Genomic DNA, 23,955 nt, shown 5'->3' on the forward strand with positions numbered 1-23,955 from the left:
GTCAGCGCATGCCCTGCTTGTGCTCGCCGAAGTTGGTGCCGCGACGGATCTTGCGCTGCAGCTGCAGGATGCCGTAGACCAGCGCTTCGGCGGTCGGCGGGCAGCCCGGCACGTAGACGTCGACCGGGACCACGCGGTCGCAACCGCGCACCACCGCATAGGAATAGTGGTAGTAGCCGCCGCCGTTGGCGCAGCTGCCCATCGAGATCACCCACTTGGGGTCGGGCATCTGGTCGTAGACCTTGCGCAAGGCCGGGGCCATCTTGTTGACCAGGGTGCCGGCCACGATCATCACGTCGGACTGGCGCGGCGACGGGCGGAACACCACGCCGTAGCGGTCCAGGTCCAGGCGCGAGGCGCCGGCGTGCATCATTTCGACCGCGCAGCAGGCCAGACCGAAGGTCATCGGCCACATCGAGCCGGTACGCGCCCAGTTCCAGAGCGTGTCCAGATTGGTGGTGACGAAACCCTGCTGCAGCAGCGGGTTTTCGCCTTCCGGGCGCAGGATGTCGTCGAGGCGGCCTTCCGGGATCGGGTTGTGCATCAGACCCGAGACGGTGTCGCTGACGGTTTGGATCACTCCCATTCGAGCGCTCCCTTCTTCCAGACGTAGACGAAGCCGAGCAGGAGCATGCTGGCGAAGATGCCCATCTCGATCAGGCCGACCGGACCGAGTTCGCGGAACACGGTGGCCCAGGGCACGATGAAGATGATTTCCAGATCGAAAATGATGAACTGGATGGCGATGAGGTAGTAGCGCACGTCGAATTGCATGCGCGCGGCCTCGAAGGCCTCGAAGCCGCATTCGTAGGGAGATAGTTTCTCCACAGTCGGGCGCTTGGGCCCGAGCGTGTTGCCTACCACCAACAGGGCGACGCCAATGACGCTGGCGACGATCAGGAACAGCAGGGTCGGCAGGTATTCGGCCAGCACTCGGTGTTCTCTCGGCTACTTGGCCGCGTTTCCGCAGCCTTGGCTCGGCGGTATGGTCCTGTTCGGAATGCCGATCAGGCCAGTGGCGCGGCCCGCCGTGCGTGCCGCACCTCGGGTAGTTGGTGCGTGTGCTGCTGTTTAGGTGTGGTGCCCAAAGGGGGACTCGAACCCCCACGACTTGCGTCGCTACCACCTCAAGGTAGTGCGTCTACCAATTCCGCCATCTGGGCAATCAAACCTGGCCATCCTGGCCGTCGCCTCGTCAGTACCGCGCGAAGCCCTTTCGGTCATTGCTGACCGCGCCCCGGTCGTCCGTTCCGGGCCGCTGAACGCATTCCACTATGTTACCGCGCTTTGTCAGCCGCCCGAAGCCGGTTGCGACTGCGGCGGAGCCTGCTGCGGGGCCGGAGCGGCCGGGACCGTGGTCCCACTGGCGGCCGGCGCCTGCGGCGCGGTGGTCGCCGGCGCGCTGGGCACGGTCGAGGCCGGGGCGGCCGGCGCCGTCTGCGCCGGAGCGCTCGGGACCGTGCTGCCGGGCGCCGGGGTAGCGGGCTTGGCCGGGGTGTTGGCGATGTCCGCGGCCAGGCCGACGTCCTGCGAGGCCGGAGCAGCGCCGCCAGCGGCGCCGCGCGAGGCCTGCCAGGCCATGAACAGGCTGATCGCGAAGAACGCGATCGCCAGCCACTTGGTGGCCTTGGACAGGAAATTGGAGGAACCGCGGGCACCGAACACGGTCGCCGAGGCGCCGCCGCCGAAACCCGAGCCCGCCTGCGCGCCTGCGCCGCGTTGCATCAGGATCAGCGCGACCATGGCGATCGCGATCAGCACATAGATGACGTTGAGGAACAACAGCATCGTCGAATTCTTTTCTTTGGCTACGTTGTGACGACCGCCGGGCGGGCCCGAAAGTTCGTCAGGGTGCCGCCGCGGCTGCGATGGCGTTGAAATCGGCGGCGACCAGGGAGGCCCCTCCGACCAGGCCGCCGTCGACGTCCGGCTGGGAAAACAGCGCGGCGGCGTTGTCGGCCTTCACGCTACCGCCGTACAGAATGGGTAGCGAGCCAGCAATTCTAGCATCGTGTCCGGCGATTTCGCTACGAATGAATGCGTGCACGGCCTGCGCCTGCTCCGGGCTGGCGGTCTTGCCGGTGCCGATGGCCCAGACCGGCTCGTAGGCCAGGATCGCGCCTTCCAGCGCCGCCACGCCCAGCAGGTCCAGCACCGGACCCAGCTGCTCCTGCAGGCGGTATTCGGTCTGGCCGTCCTCGCGCTCGCTCAGGGTCTCGCCCACGCACAGGATCGGCACCAGGCCGGCGGCCTTGGCGGCGGCGAACTTGCGCGCGACCAGCTCGCTGCTCTCGGCGTGGTACTGGCGGCGCTCGGAATGGCCGACCAGGCCGTAGCCCGCCCCCACATCCTTGAGCATCGCCGCCGAGACTTCGCCGGTGTACGCGCCCTTCTCGTTGCTGCTCACGTCCTGCGCGCCGAAGTCCAGGCCGCGACCGAGGTAATGCTCGATCAGCTCGCCCAGGTAGGGCAGCGGCGGCAGGATGATGCGCTCGACCCCGGCCGGCGCCTGCGCGGCGACCTGATCCAGCAACCCGAAGGCGAACTCGCGGCTGCCGTGCAGCTTCCAGTTTCCGGCGACGATCCTGCGGCGCATGGCCACTCCGTGGTACGAAAGGACGCAAGTTTACCGCAGCCCCGCGCCGCGCACGGACCGCACGCGGCGAGGAACCCCGACACGACCGGCAACGAAGCCCTCCATGCCCGAAACCGCAAACACCCCTTATGCCCTGATCACGGGCGCCTCCGCCGGCATCGGCGCCGCCCTCGCCCGCGAATACGCCCGCCGCGGCGTGCCGCTGGTGCTGACCGCGCGCCGCGAGGATCGCCTGCAGGCCCTGGCCGCGGAGCTGCGCGATCGCGTCGCGGTGGAAGTGATCGCCGCCGACCTCGCCGACCCGGCCGCGCCCGCGCAGCTACAGGCCGAAACCCGCCGCCGCGGCCTGACGATCGGCCATCTGGTCAACAACGCCGGCTACGGCGTGCCCGGGCGCTACCTGGCCGACGACTGGAAGGTGCACGCCGACTTCCTGCAGGTGATGGTGACCGCGGTCGCGGAACTCACCCATCGCTACCTGCCCGAGATGGAGCAGCGCGGCCACGGCCGCATCCTCAACATCGCCTCGCTGGCCGGGCTGGCGCCGCCCTCGGCCGGGCACACCCTGTACGGCGCCGCCAAGAGCTTCGTGATCCGCTTCAGCCAATCGCTGGCGCTGGAAAGCCGGCCGCGCGGCGTGCACGTAACCGCGCTCTGTCCGGGCTTCACCTACACCGAGTTCCACGACGTCAACGGCATGCGCGAGCGCATCTCGCGCCTGCCCAAGTGGCTGTGGCTGGACGCCGACACGGTCGCGCGCCTGGGCGTGGACGCGGTCGAGCGCGGCGACGCGCGCTGCATCACCGGCACCGCCAACAAGATCGTGGCCGGGCTGGCGAAGTACCTGCCCGACAGCGTCGCCACCGCCCTGGTCGCGCGCCGCGCCAGCGATTTCCGCGACGCCGAATGAGCGGCGGCGACGCGCGGGTCCGCAGTTTCGCGCCGGTGGCGGATGCCGGTGCGCGCGTGCTGGTGCTGGGCAGCATGCCCGGCGAGGCCTCGCTGGCGGCGACGCGCTACTACGCGCATCCGCAGAATCGGTTCTGGCCGATCATGGGCGCGCTGGTCGGCGCCACGCCCGCCCTGCCCTACGAGCAACGCCTGCAGCGGCTGCTCGACGCGGGGATCGCGCTGTGGGACGTGCTGGCCAGCTGCGAGCGCGTCGGCAGCCTGGACACGGCGATCCGGGCGCCGCAGGCCAACGACTTCGCGGGCTTTTTCGTCGCGCATCCGCGGGTGGCGACGGTGCTGTTCAACGGGGCGCAGGCGGAAACCAGCTTTCGACGCCTGGTGTTGCCGGGGCTGGCGGGGCCGGCGCCGCTGCTGCGACGGCTGCCCTCGACAAGCCCGGCGAATGCGGGGCAGCGGCCGGAAGTGAAGCTGGCGGCTTGGCGGGAGGCCTTGTCCGACGCGGGCATTGCCCTGACCCCCGCCTGACATCGTGTCGCGAGCGCCCTAATCCCGCTGGCGGCGAGCGTAGGAAGGGCTGAGTAGGTGGCGTGTAGCGCCGGAGGGGGCGCGCGAAATGGGAGCGGCGGCGCGGGCTTGATGCTGCGCGGGCCCTCACCCCAACCCCTCTCCCGCGAGCGGGAGAGGGGCTCATGAGCCAGGGCGTAACGAACCTTACTTCAGCTTGATCTCGCGCAAGCGCTCTTCCAGATACCCTTGCGCTGTGATCGGCTCCGGATAGCGCGACGGGTTGTCCGCGCTGATCGTCGAGGGCAGCACGTCGATCAGGAAATCCGGATTCGGGTGCAGGAAGAACGGGGTCGAGTAGCGCGGCTGGCGCGCCTTTTCGCCGGGCGGATTGACCACGCGGTGGGTGGTCGAGGGATACACGTGGTTGGTCAGGCGCTGCAGCATATCGCCGATGTTGACCACGATGGTGTCGGCGTCGGCGGTGAACGGCACCCACTCGCCCTTGCGCGACTTCACTTCCAGGCCTTCCGAGCTCGCGCCGACCAGCAGCGTGATCAGATTGATGTCCTCGTGCGCGCCGGCGCGCTCGTTGGGAATGTTGTCGGCGGTGATCGGCGGGTAGTGGATCGGGCGCAGGATCGAATTGCCCGAGTCGGTCTTGTCGGCGAAGTAGTTCTCCGGCAGACCGATGTGCAGGGCCAGCGCGCTGAGCACGCGCGAACCCAGATTGTCGAGCGCCTGGTACAGGCCGTAGGCCTGCTCGCGGAACTCGGGAATCTCGTCCGGCCACAGGTTGGCCGGCATCGCCTCGGCGTACTTGGAGTCGCGCGGAATCTCGCGGCCGACGTGCCAGAACTCCTTGAGGTCGAAGTGCTTGGAGTCCTTGGCGGTCTCCACGCCGAACGGGGTGTAGCCGCGCGCGCCGCCGCTGCCGGGCACGTGGTACTTGCGCTTGGTTTCCTCCGGCAGGGCGAAGAAGCGCTTGAACAGGTCGTAGGACTGGTCGATCTGCTCGGCCGGGATGCCGTGGCCGCGGATGCCGGCGAAGCCCCACTCGCGGTAGGCCGCGCCGAGCTCGGCGACGAAGGCGTCGCGGTCGGTGTCGAAACGGCGGATGTCCAGGGTCGGAATCTGAGAGGTCATGTCTGGGTCTCGTGGGTTCATTGCGCCGCAGCGCGCACGGCTTCGGCCAGGCGCTGCAGCGTGTCCAGCATCAGTTGGCGATCATCCGCCTCGACGGTCACGCGCACCACCGGCTCGGTGCCGGAGGGCCGCAGGAAGGCGCGGCCGCGGCCGGCCACGGCGGTCTGCGCCTGCGCCAACGCGGCCTGCACCGCCGGCGCCTCGGCCGGCTTGGCGCTGCCTTCGTAACGCACGTTGACGGTTTTCTGCGGCACTTTGACGAAACCCTGCAGGGCCTGGGACAGGCTGACGCCGCGGCGGCGCAGCACCTCCAGCACCTGCAGCGCGCTGACGATGCCGTCGCCGGTGCTGGCGCGGTCCAGACACAGCAAGTGACCGGAGGCCTCGCCGCCGAGCACGGCGTCGTGGGCGATCAGTTGCTGGTGCACGTAACGGTCGCCGACCTTGGCGCGCAGGAAGCCGATGCCGCGCTGTTGGAACGCGCGCTCCAGGGCGTAGTTGGTCATCAGGGTGCCGACCACCGGGCCCTGCAGGCGGCCGCTGTCCTGCCAGTCGCAGGCCAGCACGTACAGCAGGTCGTCGCCGTCGCGCACCGTGCCGTCGCCGTCGACGAACAGCACGCGGTCGCCGTCGCCGTCGAAGGCGATGCCCAGATCGGCGCCGCTGGCCCTGACGCGTTCGGCCAGGGTCTCCGGGTGGGTCGAGCCGACGCCGTCGTTGATGTTGAGGCCGTTGGGGTCGATGCCGATCGCATCCACGCGCGCGCCCAGCTCGCGCAGCACCAGCGGGCCGAGCTGATAGGTCGCGCCGTTGGCGCAGTCCATGGCGATGCGCATGCCACCCAGGTCGAAGCCCTTGGGCACCGAGCCCTTGCAGGCCTCGATGTAACGGCCCAGCGCATCGCGCGTGCGCACCGCCTTGCCCAGCTCTTCGGACGGCACGGTGCGGAACGGCTGTTCCAGCGCGGCCTCGATCGCCAACTCGGTGGCGTCGTCGAGCTTCTCGCCCTCGGCCGAGAAGAACTTGATGCCGTTGTCGTAATGCGGATTGTGCGAAGCCGAGATCACGATGCCGCCGTCGGCGCGCATCGAGTGGGTCAGGTGCGCGACCGCCGGGGTCGGCATCGGGCCCATCAGCTGCACGTCGACGCCGGCGGCGACCAGGCCGGCCTCGAGCGCGGCCTCGAACATGTAGTTCGAAATGCGGGTGTCCTTGCCGATGATCACCACCGGCTTGCGCCAGTCGCGGCGCGCCAGGGCGTGGCCGTAGGCATTGCCCAGGCGGAGCACGAAATCGGCCGAGATGACGCCCTCGCCTACCCGTCCGCGGATGCCGTCGGTGCCGAAGTACTTGCGGCTCAAGCGGCGGCCTCCGCGTCGTCTTCCGGCTGCGGCTGCTTCATCAACAGGGCCAACAGGTGGGCCAGGCGCTCGCGCAGTTCGCGGCGGTCGCAGATCTGGTCGATCGCGCCGTGCGCGACCAGGAACTCGCTGCGCTGGAAGCCTTCGGGCAGCTTCTCGCGCACGGTCTGTTCGATCACGCGCGGGCCGGCGAAGCCGATCAGGGCCTCGGGTTCGGCCATGTTGATGTCGCCCAGCATCGCGAACGAGGCCGAGACGCCGCCGGTGGTCGGATGGGTCATCACCGAGATGTAGGGCAGACCGGCCTCGCGCAGGCGCCCGAGCGCGGCCGAGGTCTTGGCCATCTGCATCAGCGAAAACAGGCTTTCCTGCATGCGCGCGCCGCCGCTGGCGGAGAAGCACACGAAGGGGCAGCCGATTTCCAGCGCGGCCTCGGCCGCGCGCGCGAACCGCTCGCCGACCACCGAACCCATCGAACCGCCCATGTAGGCAAAGTCGAACGAGCACGCGACCAGCGGGCGCTGCTTGAGCGTGCCGCGCATCGCGATCAGGGCGTCGCGCTCGCCGGTGGCTTTCTGCGCGGCCTTGATGCGGTCGGAGTACTTCTTCTGGTCCTTGAACTTGAGCACGTCGGTCGGGCCCAGTTCGGCGCCGATCTCGGTGGTGCTGCCGGGGTCGAACAGGGCGTTCAGGCGCACCCGGCCGCGGATCGGCATGTGGAAGCTGCACTTGGGGCAGACCTCGAGGTTTTCCTCGAGCTCGGGCCGGTAGAGCACGGCGCCGCAGCGGTCGCACTTCTCCCACAGCCCTTCGGGCACGCTACGGCGCTTGGCGCCGGCGGAGTCGGTGCGGATGCCGGTGCGACTGCCGGGCATGAGTTTTTTGAGCCAGGACATGCGGTGCGTTTTTCCCGTTCAGGCTGCCAAAGGTGCCGGTCCACGGTCCGTGGCGGAACCCGGCCTAGCGGGTCAGTTTAGCGCAGCCAGGTTTGGGCCAGGCAGAGGCGCCTGGAAACGCCGGAACTCAGGCCGGGGCGTCCAGCGCCCGCCGCAGCGGCGCCAGGAACGCGCTGGCGGCCGCGACCGCACCGGCGACGTCGGTCTCGGCGATCGCCGCGACCAGCGCGCTGCCCACCACCACGCCTTCGGCCTCGCGCGCCATCGCGCTCGCGCTGGCGGCGTCCTTGATGCCGAAGCCGGCCACCACCGGCACCCGGCTGCGCAGGCGGATCTCGCGCAGGCGCTCGTTGGCGGCGACCGCGTCGAGGCGGTCGGCGCCGGTCACGCCAGCGAAGCTCACGTAATACAGATAGCCCTGGGCGTCGTCGCAGAGCAGGGCCAGGCGCTGATCGGTGGTGGTCGGCGAGGCCAGCAGGATCAGCTGCAGGCCGGCGGCGACGAAGGCCGCGCGCAGTTCGGCGGCTTCCTCGGGCGGCAGATCGACCAGCAGCACGCCGTCGACGCCGGCCGCGACCGCTTCGGCGGCGAAGCGCGCCGAGCCGCGGATCTCGATCGGATTGAGATAGCCCATCAGCACCACCGGGGTGTCGGGGTCGCGCTGGCGGAACTCGGCCACGCAGCGCAGCGCATAGGACAGGCCGGCGCCGCGCGCGATCGCGCGTTCGGAGCTGCGCTGGATGGTCGGGCCGTCGGCCATGGGATCGGAGAACGGCACCCCGAGCTCGATCACGTCGGCGCCGGCGGCGGCCAATGCGTGCATCACCGGCACGGTCGCCTGCAGCGACGGATCGCCGGCGGTGACGAACGGAACCAGGGCCTTGCGGCTTTGCGCCTTGAGCGCGGCGAAACGGGTGTCGATGCGGTTCATGAGGGCAGGAGTGAGCTTAGAGGAGTGAGGAGTGAGTTAGAGCGAGAGCGCAAGGGTGGAGAAACAGCGGGGAGCCGGCTGGCGGATTGATCGCGCGCTCCTCGCTCCCTTCTCGCTCCTGTGCGCTCACTCCCGTTTCAAAACACGATGCCCTCGCGCCCGGCGATCGTATGCACGTCCTTGTCGCCGCGCCCGGACAGATTGCACAGCACGATCTGGTCCTTGGGCATGGTGCGCGCCAGCTTCACCGCCTGCGCGATCGCATGGCTGGACTCCAGCGCGGCCAGGATGCCTTCGGTGCGCGCGAGTTGATGGAACGCGGCCAGGGCTTCGTCGTCGCTCACGCCCACGTATTCGGCGCGGCCGGCATCCTTGAGGAAGGCGTGTTCGGGGCCGACCCCGGGATAGTCCAGGCCGGCGGAAACCGAATGGGTTTCGATGATCTGGCCCTCGTCGTCGCACAGCACATAGGTGCGGTTGCCGTGCAGCACGCCGGGGCGGCCGGCGGCCAGCGAAGCGGCGTGGTGGCCGCTGGCGATGCCCTCGCCCGCCGCCTCGGCGCCGACGATGCGCACCGAGGGGTCGTTGAGGAAAGCGTGGAACAGGCCGATCGCGTTGCTGCCGCCGCCGACGCAGGCGGTGATCGCATCGGGCAGACAGCCGTACTCGGCCAGCATCTGCGCGCGCGCCTCGCGGCCGACGATGGCGTTGAAGTCGCGCACCATGCGCGGATACGGGTCCGGGCCGGCGACGGTGCCGATGATGTAGAAGGTGTCGCGCACATTGGTGACCCAGTCGCGCATGGCCTCGTTGAGCGCGTCCTTGAGCGTGGCCGAACCGCTGGTCACCGGAACCACCGTCGCGCCCAGCAGCTTCATGCGGTAGACGTTGATCTTCTGGCGCTCGATGTCGGTCGCGCCCATGTAGACCACGCATTCCAGGCCCAGCCGCGCGGCCACGGTGGCGCTGGCGACGCCGTGCTGGCCGGCGCCGGTCTCGGCGATGATCCGGGTCTTGCCCATGCGGCTGGCCAGCAGGGCCTGGCCGATGGTGTTGTTGATCTTGTGCGCGCCGGTGTGGTTCAGGTCCTCGCGCTTGAGCAGGATGCGCGCGCCGCCGACCTCCTCGCTCAGGCGCTGGGCGTGGTAGATCGGGCTGGGCCGGCCCACGTAGTGCGCGAGGTCGCGGTCGAAAGCCTCGATGAAGGCCGGGTCGATGCGCGCGGCGTCGTAGGCCGCGGCCAGCTCCTCCAGCGGACCGATCAGGGTCTCGGCGACGAAGCGGCCGCCGTAGCGGCCGAAATGTCCGGAGGCGTCCGGGTAGGCGTGGTAATCGGTAATGGCGGTCACGGTGGGGCTGGCGAGTAGGATTCCGTCACTTTATCGCAAGCAAGACGGCCCCATAACCCATAAAATAGCCATGACCCCTCAGTAAAACTCACCTATTTATGAGCCGTGCCCTGCCCCCGCTCAATGCCCTGCGCGCCTTCGAGGCCGTGGCCCGGCTGGACGGCGTCGGCCGCGCCGCGGCCGAGCTGCACGTGACCCACGGCGCGGTCAGCCGCCAGCTGCGGCTATTGGAAGAGGCGCTGGGCAGCGCCTTGTTCCAGCGCGAAGGGCGCGGCCTGGCGCTGACGCCGGCCGGGCAGCGCCTGTACGAGGCCGCCAGCGACGGCTTCGCGCCGCTGCGCGCGGCCTGGGCCGAACTGCAGCGGCGGCCGGAACAGACCCCGCTGGTGCTGGGCTGCCCCGGCAGCGTGCTGGCGCGCTGGATGATTCCGCGCCTGGACCGGCTGGCGCGCGAGCGCCCCGCGCTGCGCCTGCATCTGGCCGCCAACGACACCGCCCCCGACGCCGCGCTGGCCGGGCTGGATGCGGCGCTGTTGATCGCGGCGCCGCCGTGGCCGTCCGATTGGAGCGTGTACGAACTAGCGGTGGAACGCATCGGCCCGGTGCTGAGCCCGCGCTGGCCGGGCGCGGCCGCATTGAGCGGGTCGCCGCCGGACGCGCTGTGCGGGCCGGAGCTGCTGCATACCGCCTCGCGGCCGCAGGCCTGGCGCGACTGGGCCGCACGGGTCGGCCTGGACCCGGCCGCGCTGCGTCAAGGCACCGGCTTCGCGCACCTGTATTACCTGCTGGAAGCGGCCAACGCCGGCCTGGGCGTGGCGATCGCGCCGCAGCCGCTGGTGGCCGAGGATCTGGCCGCCGGCCGCCTGCTCGCGCCTTGGGGTTTCGTCGACACCGATGCGCGTTGGCTGCTGTGCGCGCCGAAACGGCGCGAGGATGCGCGGGTGGCGGAATTAGCGACGTGGTTGCGTGAGGCGTTGTCGGAATCTGCCTAGCGCGCGAACCGTCGGGTGCGGTGGCAACCGCACCGTCGCGCGCAGCCGGTGCTGAGTGAGGGTGCGGTTCGCCTTTGGCTCACCACACCCTACGCCTTGCGTCGCTCGCCGTAGCTCACGGTCGCGCCTACCGCAAGGCAGTGAGCGCTACGCGACTCAGTCGGAGTGGCAATCCGCGCGCCGCACTTCCTCGACGAAACGTCGCATCAGGTCGCCGTCCTTGCGCCCGGGGGCGCTTTCGATGCCGCTGGAGACGTCCACGCCCCAGGGCCGGGTCGCCAGGATGGCCTCGTAGACGTTGTCGGGCACCAGCCCGCCCGCGAGCAGGAAGGGCTTGTGCATGCCGGCCGGAATCCGCGACCAGTCGAAGGTCTTGCCGCTGCCGCCGCTGCCGCCGGCGACATGGCTGTCGAGCAGGAAACCGGCCGCGGCCGGATAACGCGCGTGCAGGGCCAAACCCTGCGGCAAGGCCGGATCGCCGCCCTCGCCCATCGCCACCGCCTTCAGATAGGGCACCCCGAAGGAGCGGCAAAACGCGTCGTTCTCGTCGCCGTGGAACTGCAACAGGCTGGGCCGGACCTGGCGCACCACCTCGCGCACCTGTTCGGCCGGGTTGTCCATGAACAAGGCCACCGCGTCCACCAGCGGCGCCAGCGCCTGACGCATCGCGCGCGCCTCTTCGGCTTCGACGCGGCGCTTGCTGGACTCGGCGAACACGAAGCCGATCGCGTCCGCGCCCAGCTCGCAGGCCAGGCGCACGTCGCCCGGACGGGTGAAGCCGCAGAACTTGATGCGGGTGCGGAACAGGGTCTTGGGCGCGTGGGTCACAGCAATACCTCCGCCGGCAGTGGCCAGTCCGCAGGGTAGCGCGGACCGACGAACACCAGCCCGGCCGAGGGCGCGGTCGGCCCGGCTTTGGCGCGGTCGCGCCCGGCCAGCAACTGCGCGATCCAGTCCTCGGGCTGCTCGCCGCGCCCCACCGGCAGCAGGCTGCCGACGATGTTGCGGACCATGTGATGGAGAAAGGCGTTGGCCTGCACTTCCATCTCGACGATGTCGCCGTCGCGGCGCACCGCGATGTATTGCAGATCGCGGCGGGCGTGCGGGGCCTGGCAGTGCACGGTGCGGAAAGCGGAGAAATCGTTCTCGCCCAGCAGCGCCTGCGCCGCGCGATGCATGGCGTCGGCGTCGAGCGGACGCCGCTCCCAGCTCAGGTACTGGCGCTGCAAGGCCGGCCGCACCGGGCGGTTGAGAATGCGATAGCGGTAGCGGCGCGCGCGCGCCGAGAAGCGGGCGTGGAAATCGTCGGCCACCGGCACGCACCAGCGCACGCACACCGACGGCGGCAGGCGCGAGGTCGTACCCAGCACCCAGCCACGCGGCTCGCGCTCGGCCGGACCGTCGAAATGCACCACCTGGCAGGAGGCATGCACGCCGGCGTCGGTGCGGCCGGCGCAGGTCACATCGATCTGGCGACCGGCGACGAAGGACAGCGCCGCCTCGACCGCGCCTTGCACCGTGGGCTCGCCGCGCAGGTCGGGCTCGCCCGGCCGGCTCAGGCGCTGCCAGCCGGAGAACTCGCCGCCGTCGTACTCGATGCCCAAGGCGTAGCGCCGCGTCGCACCCGCCGCACGCACGGCCGAATCCGCCGCGTCGGGTGCCGCCGAAACCTCAGACGCCACGCCTTACTCCAGTTCGCGCAACATCCGCGCGGCCTGCTGGCGCGCGGCCAGGTCGCCGGTGACCGCGACTTCGCCCAGCAGCTGACGCGCGCTCTCGTGATCGCCCAGGTCCATGTAGGCGCGCGCGAGCTCCAGGCGCTCCTGGCCCGGTTGCGCGGCCAACAAAGGTTCCTGCACCGGCGCCTCGCCGTGACCGACCGCGGCCACGTGCCAGGCCGGCACCTTGCGCTCGCTGCCGGGCGCCGACTGCGGCGTGGTCCAGAACGGTGCGGTCTGCGCCGCGCCGCCGGGCGCCGCTGCCGGCGAGTCGACCACGGCCGGCTCCGGCTCCGGCTCCGGCTCGGGCGCAGGCGCGGGTTCGGCGAAGGCGTCGGCGATCGAAGGGCCGGCGGCTCCAGCCGCGAGTGGCGCGCGGAACACCGGCTTGGACGGACGCCGGCGCATGAACCACGCGCCGAACGCCGCCAGCAACAGGACCGCGCCGGTGATCGCCCACGGCAGCATCGCGCCGCCCTGAGCGACCGCCTGCTTCTGATTGGATTCGGCCAGGCGCTGCTGCGCCGCGGCCAGTTCGGTGTCCTTGAGCTGGATCAGCTGTTGCTGCTGCTTCTGCAGTTGCTCCAACTCGGCGACGCGGCCCTTGAGGTCGCTGAGTTCGGCCTCGCGTGCGGCGAGCGATTCCTTGGATTCTTGCAGTTCCTGTCGCAGCATCTGGCCCTCGCCTCCGGCATTGATGCCGGACTGTGTACCCGCCCGCGCGGCGCGGCTGGCGCCGGGCGGGACGATTTCCAGACGCGCGCCGGCCGAGGCCGCCGCGTCCGTCGCAGCGCCGGCGCTGTTGCCGGCCGCGCGCGGCGCCGTCGCCAGCGGCACCGGCTCCACCGCCGGCTGCGGCGCCGGACGGCGCGCCTGGCGCCACTGCTGTATCTGTCCACGCACCAGCGCGCTGGCTTCGCCGGCGTCGATGCTGGCCACTTCGTTGCCGCTGGGCACGCGCAGTACCGCGCCCTGCTTGAGTCGATTGACGTCGCCGCCGATGAAGGCGTCGGGGTTGGCGCGCAGCAGCGCGACCATGGTCTGGTCCAGGCTGGCGCCCTCGCCCAACTCCAGTCCGCTGGCGATACGCGACAAGGCGTCGCCGCGCTTGACCTCGATCGTCCCGTCCGTGGCGCTCGCCGGCGCGGCGGTCAGCGGCGGCGCGGGCGTCGGTGCCGGCGGCGCGATCGCGATCGCGGTCGGTTGTTCGGGGAACGCGTTGGCAGGCGCGGCCGGCACGGCGTCGACGCTGGCCGGGTCCGGCACCACCGCGGCCGGATCGGTCGGGGTGTCGCTGGCGATCACCGCGGCCGGATCGATCGGACGCTCGATCAGATTGGACGGCGCCGACACCGGCGCCTCGATCGGCGGTTGCAGCGGCGCCGAGACGGTCTTAGGGGTGTCGATCAGCGCCGAGTACTCGCGCACCAGGCGCCCCTGGCCCCAGTCGACCTCGATCAGGAAGGTCACCAGCGGCTGGTTCACCGGCTGCTCGCTGGTGACCCGGATCACCGGGTTGCCGCGCGCGTCCAGAGCGACCTGGAACTGCAGGTCGGAGACGATGCCCTGCGGCGGCATCAGGCCGATGCGGGCGAAGGTCTCCGGCGACGCCAGGCGTGCCTGCAGTTGCTCGAGTTCGGCCGGATCGCTGGAGACGATCGGGATCTCCGCCAGCAGCGGCTGGTCGGAACGCGACTTGACCTCGATCTGGCCCAGACCGAGCGCGCAGGCGCCGCCGCTGGCCAAAGCCAGCGCCAATGCCAACGCGGTGCGCGTGAAACGATGCTTCACTCTGGTCCCACTCCCGTTCCCCTGGCGGCGACTCTAGCCGCCGCCACGGTTAATGCGCAATGCGGCCGCAATACGGTCACATTACGCCCTAGGCCACGTTTTAGGCTGCCCGATGCGGACAGCCCGACTCAAGCGGCGTGCTGCGCGCGCTGCTCGGCCCAGACCAGCTCGGCCAGTTGCACGGCGTTGAGCGCCGCGCCCTTGCGGATGTTGTCGGCCACCACCCACATCGACAGGCCGCGCGGATGCGAGATGTCGTCGCGGATGCGGCCCACGTAGACCGCGTCATGGCCGGAGGCGTGGGTGACCGGGGTCGGATAACCGCCGCCCACCGCCTCGTCCACCACTTCCAGGCCCGGCGCGCCTTCCAGCAGCTTGCGCGCATCCAGCGCGCTGAGCTTCTCGCGGGTTTCGATGTGCACGGCCTCGGAGTGGGCGTAGAACACCGGCACCCGGACCACGGTGGCGTTCACGCCGATCGAGTCGTCGCCGAGGATCTTGCGGGTCTCCCAGACCAGCTTCATCTCTTCGCTGGTGTAGCCGTTGTCGAGGAAGTCGCCGCCGTGCGGGATCACGTTGAACGCGATCTGCACCGGATACACCTCGGCCTTGGTCTCCTGGAAGTTCAGCAGCCCGGCGGTCTGCCGGCCCAGCTCCTCCAGCGCGCGCCGGCCGGTGCCGGACACCGACTGGTAGGTGGCGACGTTGATGCGCTCGATGCCGACCTTGCGATGGATCGGCGCCAGCGCGACCAGCATCTGCATGGTCGAGCAGTTCGGGTTGGCGATGATGCCGCGCGGACGGTTGGCCAACTGCTCGGGATTGACCTCGCTGATCACCAGCGGGATGTCGTCGTCGTAGCGGAAGGCCGAGGAGTTGTCGATCACCACCGCGCCGGCGGCGGCGAACTTGGGCGCGTATTCCTTGGACACCGAACCGCCCGCCGAGAACAGGGCGATGTCGACGCCGGACGGGTCGAACGTCGCCAGATCCTCGATCACCAGGGTTTTGCCTTCGAACTGGATTTTCTCGCCCGCCGAGCGTTCGCTCGCCAACACATGCAGATTGCCGATCGGGAATTTCCGCTCAGCGAGGACCTTCAGCATGGTTTCACCGACCGCTCCGGTAGCACCGACCACGGCGACATTGCAGGACGTCTTGGCGTTCATCAGTTTCGATTTACCTGGCTTGGGGGCCGCCGGACCCATTTCCGGCGGGTGTTGCTTAAAGGGATAGGCCGATTATCGGCTAAGCGCGGCGCCAATGCGCGGATCGGCGTTGGCATTCGCGCGCGGCGCGCGCGCCGGGTTCAGGCGCTGCGTTTTCCGCCGGCCCGGGCCAGGGCATCGGCGTTGAGCGGCGACGGCGGACGGCCGGCATCGGGGCCGCGGTCCAGCGCGGCGATCAGGTTGGCCACCGCCAAGGCGACCATGGCGCGGCGCGTGGCCAGGCTGGCGCTGGCGATGTGCGGGGTCAGGACCACGTTGCGCAGCGCCAGCAGGCGCGGATTGACCGCCGGCTCGCCCTCGAACACGTCCAGTCCGGCCGCGGCCAGGCGCCCGCCAGCCAACGCGTCGGCCAGGGCCTCTTCGTCGATCAGGCCGCCGCGCGCGATATTGGTCAGGGTGGCGTGCGGGCGCAGCCGCGCCAATGCGACCGCGTCGACCAGGTGATGATTGGCCGGCGAATACGGCAGCACCAGGACCAGGTGATCGGCGCGCTCGAACAGCGCTTCGAAGCCGACGTACTCGGCGGCGTGCTCGCGTTCCACCGCATCGGGCAGGCGGCTGCGGTTGTGGTACAGCACACGCATGCCGAAACCGGAGGCGCGCCGGGCGATGCCGCGGCCGATCCGGCCCATGCCGAGGATGCCCAGGGTGGCGCCATGGACGTCGCCGCCCAGCAGCGATTCGAAACTCCACTGCCGCCAATGGCCGTCGCGCAGCCAGCGCTCGGCCTCGGTGATCCGGCGCGCGGTCGCCATCATCAGGGCGAAGCCGAAGTCGGCGGTGGTCTCGGTCAGCACGTCCGGGGTGTTGGTGGCCAGAATCCCGGCCGCGCTCAATGCCGCCAGGTCGAGGTTGTTGTAGCCCACGCCGACGTTGGCGATCGCGCGCAGGCGCGAGGCGCCGGTCACCTGGGCCGCGCCGATCGCGTCGTTGAGGGTGACCAGGGCGCCGTCGGCCTCGCGCAGGGCCGCGGCCACCGCATCCGGGCGGTGCTGGGTGACCGTGGCGGTGCTGGCCACGTCGAAGTGCTCGTCCAGCCGCGCGAGGAGGTCGGCGAACAGCGGTTGCGAGACCCAGACGCGCGGACGCTCAGCCATCCGCGTCGCCGGCCGGAATGCGCGGCGTCACCTCGCCCACGTCGCCGCACTGGGCCCGGTGGCGCAAGGCCTGGTCCATCAGCACCAGCGCGACCATGGCCTCGCAGATCGGGGTGGCGCGGATGCCGACGCAGGGGTCGTGGCGGCCGGTGGTGATCACTTCGACCTCGTTGCCGTGCACGTCCAGACCGCGCCCGGGCAGGCGCAGGCTGGAGGTCGGCTTGAACGCGGTCGAGCAATGCAGCTGCTGGCCGGTGCTGATGCCGCCGAGGATGCCGCCGGCGTGGTTGGAGGCGAAACCGCTGCGCGACATCTCGTCGCGGTGCTCGGTGCCGCGCGCGGCCACCGCCGCGAAGCCGTCGCCGATCTCCACGCCCTTGACCGCGTTGATGCTCATCAGCGCTGCCGCCAGCTCGCCGTCGAGCTTGCCGTAGATCGGCTCGCCCCAGCCCGGCGGCACGTTGTCGGCGATCACGTCCACGCGCGCGCCGACCGAATCGCCGGACTTGCGCAGCGCGTCCATGAAGGCCTCGAGCTCGGCGACCTGGGCCGCGTCGGGCCAGAAGAAGGGATTGTCCTCGACCACGCCGAGGTCGTAACCGTTGGGAAAGATCTCGCCGATCTGCGACATGAAGCCGCGCACCCGCACCCCATGACGCTCGGCCAGCCACTTCTTGGCGATCACGCCCGCGGCCACGCGCATGGTGGTCTCGCGCGCCGAGGAGCGCCCGCCGCCGCGCGGGTCGCGCAAGCCGTACTTCTGCCAATAGCTGTAGTCGGCGTGGCCGGGACGGAACTGCTCGGCGATCGAGCCGTAGTCCTTGCTGCGCGCGTCGGTGTTGCGGATCAGCAGCGCGATCGGGGTGCCGGTGGTGAGGCCCTCGTACACGCCGCTGAGGATCTCGATCTCGTCGGCCTCGCGCCGCGCCGAGGTGTGACGGGTCTTGCCGGTGGCGCGGCGGTCCAGATCGTGGCGGAACTCCTCCGGCGCGATCGCCAGCCCCGGCGGGCAGCCGTCGACCACGCAGCCGATCGCCGGGCCGTGGCTCTCGCCGAAGGTGGTGACCCGCAACAGGCGGCCGAAGGTGTTGTTCGACATGCGTCTCTCTCGTCAGCCGCGGCACGCGCGTTTCACAGCGCGCATGCCGCCATTTCGGTTTCGGCCTCACGCATCAGCGCCAGGCGGTCGCGATCGGGGCCTGCGCCGTCGCGGGACAACGCGATATAGAACTCGTGACCCTGGGTGCCGCTGAACGACCGCTCGCGCAGCGCCACCAGACCCAATCGATTCAGATCGTCCAACAGCAGCCGGAACCAGCTCGGGGTGAAGCACCAGGCGTGGATGTCCAGGTAGGCGTCGTGCTTGCGCACCGCGTGCATGCCCGCATTCGCCTCCTGGACAGTGTGCACGAACTCCACCGAGCTCAGCGAGCGCCCGGCCGCCAGGGCCGCATCCCAGGCGATCCGCCCGTCCAGCTTGACCACGTTGAGGAAGTAGTCGGCGACCTGGCCCGGGCTGTGATTGCGCCGGCCCTGCAGGTGCGCGTCGATCAGCTGCGACAGCCCGGTCAGGGCGCGCAGGCGGTCGAAGCAGTAACGCTTGTCGGGCACCGCCAACGACAGCACCCCGCCCTCGCGCAGCAGGGTGTCGCAGTCGTTGAGGAAGCCGACCAGATCGGGCACGTGCTCGATCACATGCGAGGCGATGATCCAGTCGTAGTGCGCGCTGCGGCCGGTCAGTTCGGCGTAGCTGCCGCCCTTCCAGACGAAGTCGACCTCTTCGATCGCGTCCAGGTCGACACCGTGATCGCGGTACTTGTGCAACAGCGCCGCGCGATCGGCGTGGTCCAGCACGTCGACATCGTAGCCCTCGCGCTTGGGCGCGACCGGGTTGTGCGAGGGGCCGATCTCCAGACCACGCCCGCGCGCATCGAGCGGAGCCAGTATGCGAGCCTTCCTGTCCATGCCGGCCCGGATCAGCCGCCGCGCTGGCTCGCGAGCTCGGCGATGCGGGCGTGGTGCTCGACCAGATCGCCGCGCTCGGCGACGAAGATGCCCATCTGCCCGACCTTGAACTCGACCCAGGCCAGCGGCAGCTCGGGCAGCAACTCGACCAGGGCGCGCTCGGCCTCGCCGACTTCGCAGATCAGCAGCCCGTGCTCGCTCAGATGGTCCGGGGCGTCGCGCAGGATGCGCAGGGCCAGGTCCAGGCCGTCGTCGCCCGCGCGCAGGCCCAGTTCGGGCTCGTAGGAGTATTCCTTGGGCAGCGCGTCGGTCTCGTCGTTGGTGACGTAGGGCGGATTGGTCACGATCAGGTCGTAGACCTCGCCCTGCAGGCCGTCGAACAGGTCCGACGTGCGCAGCTCGACGTTGTCGGCGTGCAGGCGGGCCTTGTTCTCGGCCGCCAGCGCCAGCGCGTCGTCGTTGATGTCGGCGCCGTGCACCTGCCAATCGGGGTGGTAGTGCGCGGTCGCGATCGCGATGCAGCCCGAACCGGTGCACAGGTCCAGCGCGCGCTCGACCTGGCGGCCGCCCAGCCAGGGCTCGAAACCCGACTCGATCAGCTCGGCGATCGGCGAACGCGGCACCAGAGCGCGGCGGTCGCTCTTGAAGCTCAGGCCCGCGAACCAGGCCTCGCCAGTCAGGTAGGCGGCCGGGATGCGCTCGCCGATGCGGCGCTCGAACAGCGCCAGCACCGCATCCTTCTCCTCCGTGGTCACCTTGGAGGCGCCGTACACCGGGCTCAGGTCGTGCGGCAGGTGCAGCGCGTGCAGGACCAGCTGGGTGGCCTCGTCCAGGGCGTTGTCGTAGCTGTGACCAAAGGTCAGCCCGGCCCCATTGAAGCGACTGGCGCCGTAGCGGATCAGGTCGATGACGGTCAGTTGCTCGAAGGTGACGGAAGGCACGGCGGATCCGGAAACGTAGCAGGGCCGCGCATTATAGCGGCCCGCCGCCCGGCCACGGCCGCCGTGCTCCGGCCGGAGCGGGCTCGCGGCCCTGTATCGCCCCGCCCGCGGCGCTTACAGCCTCAATTCGTAGGACGCGGCATCCGCCTGCGCGGCCACCGCCGACACCAGCGACCGGTAGACCATCGCCCCGACCGCGACCTGCGCGGCGCCGGCCAGCAGCAACAAGCCGAACACCAGCCCGGTCTCGGGCACATGCAGGGGCAGCTCCATCATCAGCGGCAGACTGACCATGGCCAGCCCGAGCAGCCAGGCGATCGCGACCAGCTTCCTGGCCGCCCGCAAGGACCGCGCGCCGACCGCCGCCGCGCCCTGCCCCGTACCGTCCAACAGTCGCCGGCCCGCCAGCGCCACCAGACAGGTCGCCAGCACCGAGGCCCGAATCTGCAGCATCCCGGCGGTGATCGCGCCCCACTTGGACAACTCGACGACGTTCAGGTTGGTCCCGCTGATCCCCAGCACCGCAACCGCGATCGCCAGCAGCAGCACCGCGAAGCCGGCCAACACCCCGCCCTCGACCATGCGCGCGGAGGCGGACCAGTCGAAATCCGGGGTGGTGCCTGGGTTTGGGTCTCTTGGGGTCATGGCCTACCTCTACCCCGCATCCTCGCTTAGACGCGTTAGCTTGTCATGCCGAACAGTTTGCATCGATGCTCCGCCCGAGATTCTTAGCCAACACCCAGTCTATTGAATCTGCTCAGGCAGGCTGCAGGCTTTGTAATAGACCTGACAATTGTCGAAGCCCTCAGCTTTGCACAGTTCCATCCCGCGCTGCGCAGCTATCTCGGTGGTAGCGCCTCCATGCGCTCGCGAGTAACCGGTCGCGGCGATGACCACTGCACACTGGTTGTCGTATATCAGATTCACCCTACAGTCCAGGCCTCCCTTAGCCCGGCAGTCCGCTAACGCCGCACTCTTCGCCCTGCGCTTGCTGCTACTGGCAACCGCAATTCCCAACCCCACGTTGCTGACCCCGTAGTCGAACGCGATCGCGCCCCAACGACTTGCCCAGCGTGGCCCGCCATCTTGCGGCTCAGTATTGTCGGTACTAGTGGATCGCGGCAGACAGTTGATGACCCCTTGCTCAGGTCCCGGGGCCTGGTAGTAGCCTTCGGGGCACTTACCCTCGCCCGACGCCTGTGTGCTCGCGCACAACAGAAATAAGAAAAAGCGTCGTCGATAACGACGCATTCTTCTCTCAACAGCTTGAGCAGAACACTTCACCTGATTCGAACTGGAAGGCTACAACCGGAATAGTAGACTCGGCACCCTGCGTCGAGCTCGCCGCACCTCTTCATTCCAACCTCTGTTGCGACCCGAACTGACTCCGCGCCTTGCGACAAGTACTTGAAATCACCAGTGATCATCACCGCGCATTGATTGTAGTAGACCAGATCAACCTTGCAGGCCTGGCCGCCACGGGCCTTGCATTGAGCGAGCGCTTCCTTCTGTGCCGCCCGCTTTCTCGGTATGTCGGAAGCCGCGCCGAACGCAGCATTGGCGCCATCGGTTGCAATCGCTCCCCAACGCGTGGCCCACTTTGGACCGGACCCAACCGACTCCGCCCCTCCATCCGGAATTGGAGCGCAGCCTAGTACGCCGGGACCGTTCTGAGGATAAAAGCCTGGCGGGCAGGTGCCTCCTTCCGCCCGAGCCATACCTACCGGCCCAACGACTAGCAGCAAGAGGACAATGAGTGGAATCTTCATCGGCGATTTCCACTTGATTTAATGACTTCATCCCGTCCTGGCTGGCTGCTTGCAACACCGCAGGGAGTATTTGCGGGATTGTTGAATGCCCGGGTTCTCACTGTCTCTATCCGCTTCGAAACGTCGAACTGCGCTTGCGCAGGGAAATTTACTGTATCTGCTGAGGCAGGCTGCAGGCCTTGTAATAGACTTGGCATTGACTAGTCCCAGCCTCATTACACATCTTCAAACCTCGTGTTGCTGCAATCTCTACAGTTGCTCCACCGTGTGACCTCGAGTAGCCCACGCCAGCAATGACGACGGCACATTGATTGTCGTATATCAGGCTGATCTCACACTTCTGCCCGCCTTTCCCTCGGCACTCCGCCAACGCCGCTTGTATTGCTTTGCGCTTGCTGCTCATTGCCGCAGCCGCCCCTACGCCGACATTGCTTTCGCCCTCATCGATCGCGATAGCACCCCATCGACTGGCCCAGCGTGGGCCCGCCTCGGCTTCAGAGGCGTTGTCGCCGGGAACGGGGCCGCAGTTGATGACTCCCTGAGTCGGGCCCGGCAACTGATAGTAGCCAGGGGGGCAGTTCCCCTCAGCCTCAACTTTGGTTGAGATGGCGCTGCAAGTAATCGCTAAAGCAAAGATCGCCCTCAACTTCATATGCATCTCCTTGAAGCTCAATCACGGCCGTGCGCCTATGGAGTTCTGGGCCCTAAACCAGGCAGAGTTTGCCCACCTGTGCGACCAGAGTCAGGATTTGACGCTGCGGGCATGGGCGGTTGATAGGCAGCCCTCGCTTGCGACGTGGCTTCAGATTTGGCTTGAAAACCAGAGAAGTGGTTGAACCCTCCGAGCGTCCCCTGAAAAAACATCGCAGCCGCCGGCGGCACCGTGATGATCAGCACCGTCAGCAGCAGCCCTATCCCGCCTTGCTGCATCGCCTGGGTCGTCAGGCCTTCTACGTCTGTGCCGAGGATGCCGTTGATCGCTTTGGCCATCCACAGCGCCCCCGCCACGCGCGAAGCCAGTTCCAGCGCTATCGCGGTCACCGCGCTGAGCATGGCCATCGAGAACAAGGTGCCGAGGCCGTACATCAGCCATTTTCGGAACAGGTCCTTGGTCTGGTCGAAGATCAGGCACAGGATGAACAAGGGCCCCAGGCCGACGAACAGCGCCAGGGTGAACTTGTAGAGCAGCAGCATCGCGCCGGCCGTCATCGGCGGGCTGGCGGTGCCGAAGCCGGCGAACAGCAACGCGCGGGCTTTTTCGTCGTACATCTGCTGGTCGCCGTCGACGATCTGGACCGCGTCGATCGCGCTCAGGGCCACCTGCATGTAGGCCAGGTTCTCGTCGATCGCGTCGGCCGAACTGCGGTCGCTGTTGCCGGTGAACATGCCATGCACTTCGCGGTCCAGGTCCCCGGTCAGCGTCTGGTGCAAATCGCCGCCGAACACCGACATGGTGGTGGCCACGCCGACGATCACCGCGATCCGGGTCATGCTAGTGACCAGCGCGATCATCGGCTCGCGCGACTGCCCGGTGACGATGCGATAGCCGGCGATCAGTATCCACAGCGTGACCAGGGTCAGCGCGATGCCGGTGGCCCAGGTCATGAAGCGCCCCATGAGCTCCAAGCCGAACTCATCGACCTTGACGCTGAGGTAGTCGTTGACCAGCTTGAAGAAGGCGAACTCGCCGATGCCGGCCGCGCGCGGCGACCAGGCCTCCCACGCGGCCACAAAGCCGCTGCCCCATTGCAACCCTGCTGGCATCGTTAGCTTCCTGCTGGGGCCAAGCCCCGTTCGATGAAATGCGATTCGCCCGCGCTACCGGCGACTCAGGGCTTCAGAGCGGCTTTGAGCGCAGCGGCCTGGACGACCTGACCGACGATGCCGCCCATGCCCTGTCCCTTCTTGCCGCGCATCGCGCGCTTGGCCAGCCGTGCCTGATCCCACTTCAAGGACTCGATATAGCTTTGGTAGGCGGTCATGCGGGCCTGCCAGTAATCGAGATCCATCGAAGTGCGCGCCACGAAACGCTGGACCTCGTTGTCGTTGGCCGCCAACGCCCCTTGCTCGTCGCCGACCTGGTCGCGCTGCCGCTGCACGTCCTGGAACTCGCGATTGCGCTTCATCAGCGTCTTGAGCATGCGCACGGACTCGTTGTACTTGGCGTTCTCGGCCTGGACCATGCGCTCGCAGATCTTCTGCTGTTCGTCCAGCACCTTGCCGTCCATCTTCGGCTGCGCAGCCGCGAACACGCCCGTCAACAGACCGCGCGCGCCACCCTCGCCGTTGCCTTTCTCGGGACAGCTATCCGCCATCCCGTAGTTCAGATCGCGCTCGGGAAAGGTGTCTTCCATCTGCGGATCGCCCATGTTCAGGCGCTGCAGACGGATCAACTGCTGTTGATAGTGCTTGTACGTTTCGGTGTAGGACTTGTAGGTCTCGCCCCAGCGCTGGGCCTGAAGACCGAACTCCTTGGCATCCGCGAAGGTTTGCTTGATCTGGCCCATGATCAGGCCCGGGTCCTCGACTACGACTTGCGCCGCAACGGGCCCTGACGCCAGGCCGCAAACGGCCAGCAAGGCGATCGTACAGCGGCGCTTGCGCGACAAAGACGGGAAACTCCATTTCATCGTATTCATCCTCTCGCGATTCATTTCGCGACCGGCCTGATGCCAAAAAATAATGCGCAATTTATACACAAACATTCACCCACACAGATCGCGACAGAAACCATCCACAACGCGATCACGGTCACATT

23 protein-coding genes and 1 tRNA gene are annotated in these 23,955 nt (G+C 68.7%); 3 read left to right on the forward strand and 21 right to left on the reverse strand.

What is annotated here, in order from left to right; all coding sequences use genetic code 11:
* Position 1: 1 nt before the first annotated feature.
* The 5 genes from BMZ45_RS13765 to tpiA all read right to left on the reverse strand — a co-directional run bounded on the left by BMZ45_RS13765 (position 2) and on the right by tpiA (position 2,596).
* Complete coding sequence (locus BMZ45_RS13765; RefSeq protein ID WP_055899751.1) at positions 2 to 586, reverse strand: NuoB/complex I 20 kDa subunit family protein; 585 nt, start codon at positions 584 to 586, stop codon at positions 2 to 4.
* A complete protein-coding gene (locus BMZ45_RS13770; protein ID WP_091637098.1) occupies positions 577 to 933 on the reverse strand; it encodes an NADH-quinone oxidoreductase subunit A in 357 nt (118 codons plus the stop codon). Before BMZ45_RS13770 ends, BMZ45_RS13765 begins: the two co-directional genes overlap by 10 nt.
* A 145-nt stretch (positions 934 to 1,078) precedes the next feature.
* Positions 1,079 to 1,163, reverse strand: a tRNA-Leu gene (locus tag BMZ45_RS13775).
* A gap of 127 nt (positions 1,164 to 1,290) precedes the next feature.
* The gene (gene secG / locus BMZ45_RS13780; protein ID WP_056175434.1) at positions 1,291 to 1,788 is read right to left on the reverse strand and encodes a preprotein translocase subunit SecG; all 498 of its coding nucleotides are present in this window, start codon (positions 1,786 to 1,788) and stop codon (positions 1,291 to 1,293) included.
* Between the two features lie 58 nt (positions 1,789 to 1,846).
* Positions 1,847 to 2,596 (reverse strand): triose-phosphate isomerase, encoded by a 750-nt coding sequence (tpiA, locus tag BMZ45_RS13785; protein WP_091637099.1) that lies wholly within the window; start codon positions 2,594 to 2,596, stop codon positions 1,847 to 1,849.
* Positions 2,597 to 2,699: 103 nt separating this feature from the next.
* Between tpiA and BMZ45_RS13790 the strand changes: the two genes are divergently transcribed.
* Positions 2,700 to 3,506, forward strand: coding sequence for an SDR family NAD(P)-dependent oxidoreductase (locus tag BMZ45_RS13790; RefSeq protein WP_091637100.1), 807 nt, complete (start codon positions 2,700 to 2,702; stop codon positions 3,504 to 3,506).
* Positions 3,503 to 4,033, forward strand: a complete 531-nt coding sequence (locus tag BMZ45_RS13795; RefSeq protein ID WP_091637101.1) for a DNA-deoxyinosine glycosylase — start codon at positions 3,503 to 3,505, stop codon at positions 4,031 to 4,033. The genes BMZ45_RS13790 and BMZ45_RS13795 overlap by 4 nt, the downstream gene beginning before the upstream one ends.
* Positions 4,034 to 4,219: 186 nt before the next feature.
* Here BMZ45_RS13795 and BMZ45_RS13800 read toward each other — a convergent pair whose 3' ends face one another.
* From BMZ45_RS13800 to trpB, 5 genes are all read right to left on the reverse strand, one after another.
* Positions 4,220 to 5,158 (reverse strand): isopenicillin N synthase family dioxygenase, encoded by a 939-nt coding sequence (locus tag BMZ45_RS13800; protein ID WP_091637102.1) that lies wholly within the window; start codon positions 5,156 to 5,158, stop codon positions 4,220 to 4,222.
* Positions 5,159 to 5,175: 17 nt separating this feature from the next.
* Positions 5,176 to 6,519 (reverse strand): phosphoglucosamine mutase, encoded by a 1,344-nt coding sequence (gene glmM, locus BMZ45_RS13805; RefSeq protein ID WP_091637103.1) that lies wholly within the window; start codon positions 6,517 to 6,519, stop codon positions 5,176 to 5,178.
* Positions 6,516 to 7,415, reverse strand: a complete 900-nt coding sequence (gene accD, locus BMZ45_RS13810) for an acetyl-CoA carboxylase, carboxyltransferase subunit beta (protein ID WP_057159513.1) — start codon at positions 7,413 to 7,415, stop codon at positions 6,516 to 6,518. Before accD ends, glmM begins: the two co-directional genes overlap by 4 nt.
* A gap of 127 nt (positions 7,416 to 7,542) precedes the next feature.
* Positions 7,543 to 8,346, reverse strand: coding sequence for a tryptophan synthase subunit alpha (trpA, locus tag BMZ45_RS13815; RefSeq protein ID WP_091637104.1), 804 nt, complete (start codon positions 8,344 to 8,346; stop codon positions 7,543 to 7,545).
* A gap of 137 nt (positions 8,347 to 8,483) precedes the next feature.
* A complete protein-coding gene (gene trpB, locus BMZ45_RS13820; protein ID WP_091637105.1) occupies positions 8,484 to 9,695 on the reverse strand; it encodes a tryptophan synthase subunit beta in 1,212 nt (403 codons plus the stop codon).
* A 98-nt stretch (positions 9,696 to 9,793) separates the two neighbouring features.
* Between trpB and BMZ45_RS13825 the strand changes: the two genes are divergently transcribed.
* Positions 9,794 to 10,687, forward strand: a complete 894-nt coding sequence (locus tag BMZ45_RS13825; protein ID WP_139215512.1) for a LysR family transcriptional regulator — start codon at positions 9,794 to 9,796, stop codon at positions 10,685 to 10,687.
* 156 nt (positions 10,688 to 10,843) lie between these two features.
* Here BMZ45_RS13825 and BMZ45_RS13830 read toward each other — a convergent pair whose 3' ends face one another.
* The 11 genes from BMZ45_RS13830 to BMZ45_RS13895 form a co-directional block, all read right to left on the reverse strand.
* On the reverse strand, positions 10,844 to 11,515 hold the full coding sequence (locus tag BMZ45_RS13830; protein ID WP_091637106.1) for a phosphoribosylanthranilate isomerase: 672 nt from the start codon (positions 11,513 to 11,515) through the stop codon (positions 10,844 to 10,846).
* Positions 11,512 to 12,324: a tRNA pseudouridine(38-40) synthase TruA gene (gene truA / locus BMZ45_RS13835; protein ID WP_091637107.1), complete on the reverse strand. Its 813-nt coding sequence runs from the start codon at positions 12,322 to 12,324 to the stop codon at positions 11,512 to 11,514. The genes BMZ45_RS13830 and truA overlap by 4 nt, the downstream gene beginning before the upstream one ends.
* 48 nt (positions 12,325 to 12,372) lie before the next feature.
* Positions 12,373 to 14,196: a FimV/HubP family polar landmark protein gene (locus BMZ45_RS13840; RefSeq protein WP_254776642.1), complete on the reverse strand. Its 1,824-nt coding sequence runs from the start codon at positions 14,194 to 14,196 to the stop codon at positions 12,373 to 12,375.
* A 128-nt stretch (positions 14,197 to 14,324) separates the two neighbouring features.
* Positions 14,325 to 15,365 carry an aspartate-semialdehyde dehydrogenase gene (locus tag BMZ45_RS13845; protein ID WP_091637108.1) on the reverse strand — a complete coding sequence of 347 codons (1,041 nt, stop codon included), beginning with the start codon at positions 15,363 to 15,365 and terminating at the stop codon, positions 14,325 to 14,327.
* A gap of 140 nt (positions 15,366 to 15,505) precedes the next feature.
* Positions 15,506 to 16,522 carry a 2-hydroxyacid dehydrogenase gene (locus BMZ45_RS13850; protein ID WP_091637109.1) on the reverse strand — a complete coding sequence of 339 codons (1,017 nt, stop codon included), beginning with the start codon at positions 16,520 to 16,522 and terminating at the stop codon, positions 15,506 to 15,508.
* Complete coding sequence (aroC, locus tag BMZ45_RS13855) at positions 16,515 to 17,621, reverse strand: chorismate synthase (RefSeq protein ID WP_091637110.1); 1,107 nt, start codon at positions 17,619 to 17,621, stop codon at positions 16,515 to 16,517. The genes BMZ45_RS13850 and aroC overlap by 8 nt, the downstream gene beginning before the upstream one ends.
* A 32-nt stretch (positions 17,622 to 17,653) precedes the next feature.
* Positions 17,654 to 18,487 (reverse strand): class I SAM-dependent methyltransferase, encoded by an 834-nt coding sequence (locus BMZ45_RS13860; RefSeq protein ID WP_091637111.1) that lies wholly within the window; start codon positions 18,485 to 18,487, stop codon positions 17,654 to 17,656.
* A gap of 11 nt (positions 18,488 to 18,498) precedes the next feature.
* Positions 18,499 to 19,428, reverse strand: coding sequence for a 50S ribosomal protein L3 N(5)-glutamine methyltransferase (prmB, locus tag BMZ45_RS13865; protein ID WP_091637112.1), 930 nt, complete (start codon positions 19,426 to 19,428; stop codon positions 18,499 to 18,501).
* Between the two features lie 114 nt (positions 19,429 to 19,542).
* Positions 19,543 to 20,073: a hypothetical protein gene (locus tag BMZ45_RS13870; protein ID WP_139215513.1), complete on the reverse strand. Its 531-nt coding sequence runs from the start codon at positions 20,071 to 20,073 to the stop codon at positions 19,543 to 19,545.
* Between the two features lie 1,811 nt (positions 20,074 to 21,884).
* A complete protein-coding gene (locus tag BMZ45_RS13890; protein ID WP_254776643.1) occupies positions 21,885 to 22,961 on the reverse strand; it encodes a type IV secretion system protein in 1,077 nt (358 codons plus the stop codon).
* A gap of 65 nt (positions 22,962 to 23,026) precedes the next feature.
* On the reverse strand, positions 23,027 to 23,827 hold the full coding sequence (locus BMZ45_RS13895) for a hypothetical protein (protein WP_254776644.1): 801 nt from the start codon (positions 23,825 to 23,827) through the stop codon (positions 23,027 to 23,029).
* Between the last annotated feature and the right edge of the window lie 128 nt (positions 23,828 to 23,955).

Source organism: Lysobacter sp. cf310 (genome assembly GCF_900114355.1).
GTDB lineage: Bacteria > Pseudomonadota > Gammaproteobacteria > Xanthomonadales > Xanthomonadaceae > Lysobacter.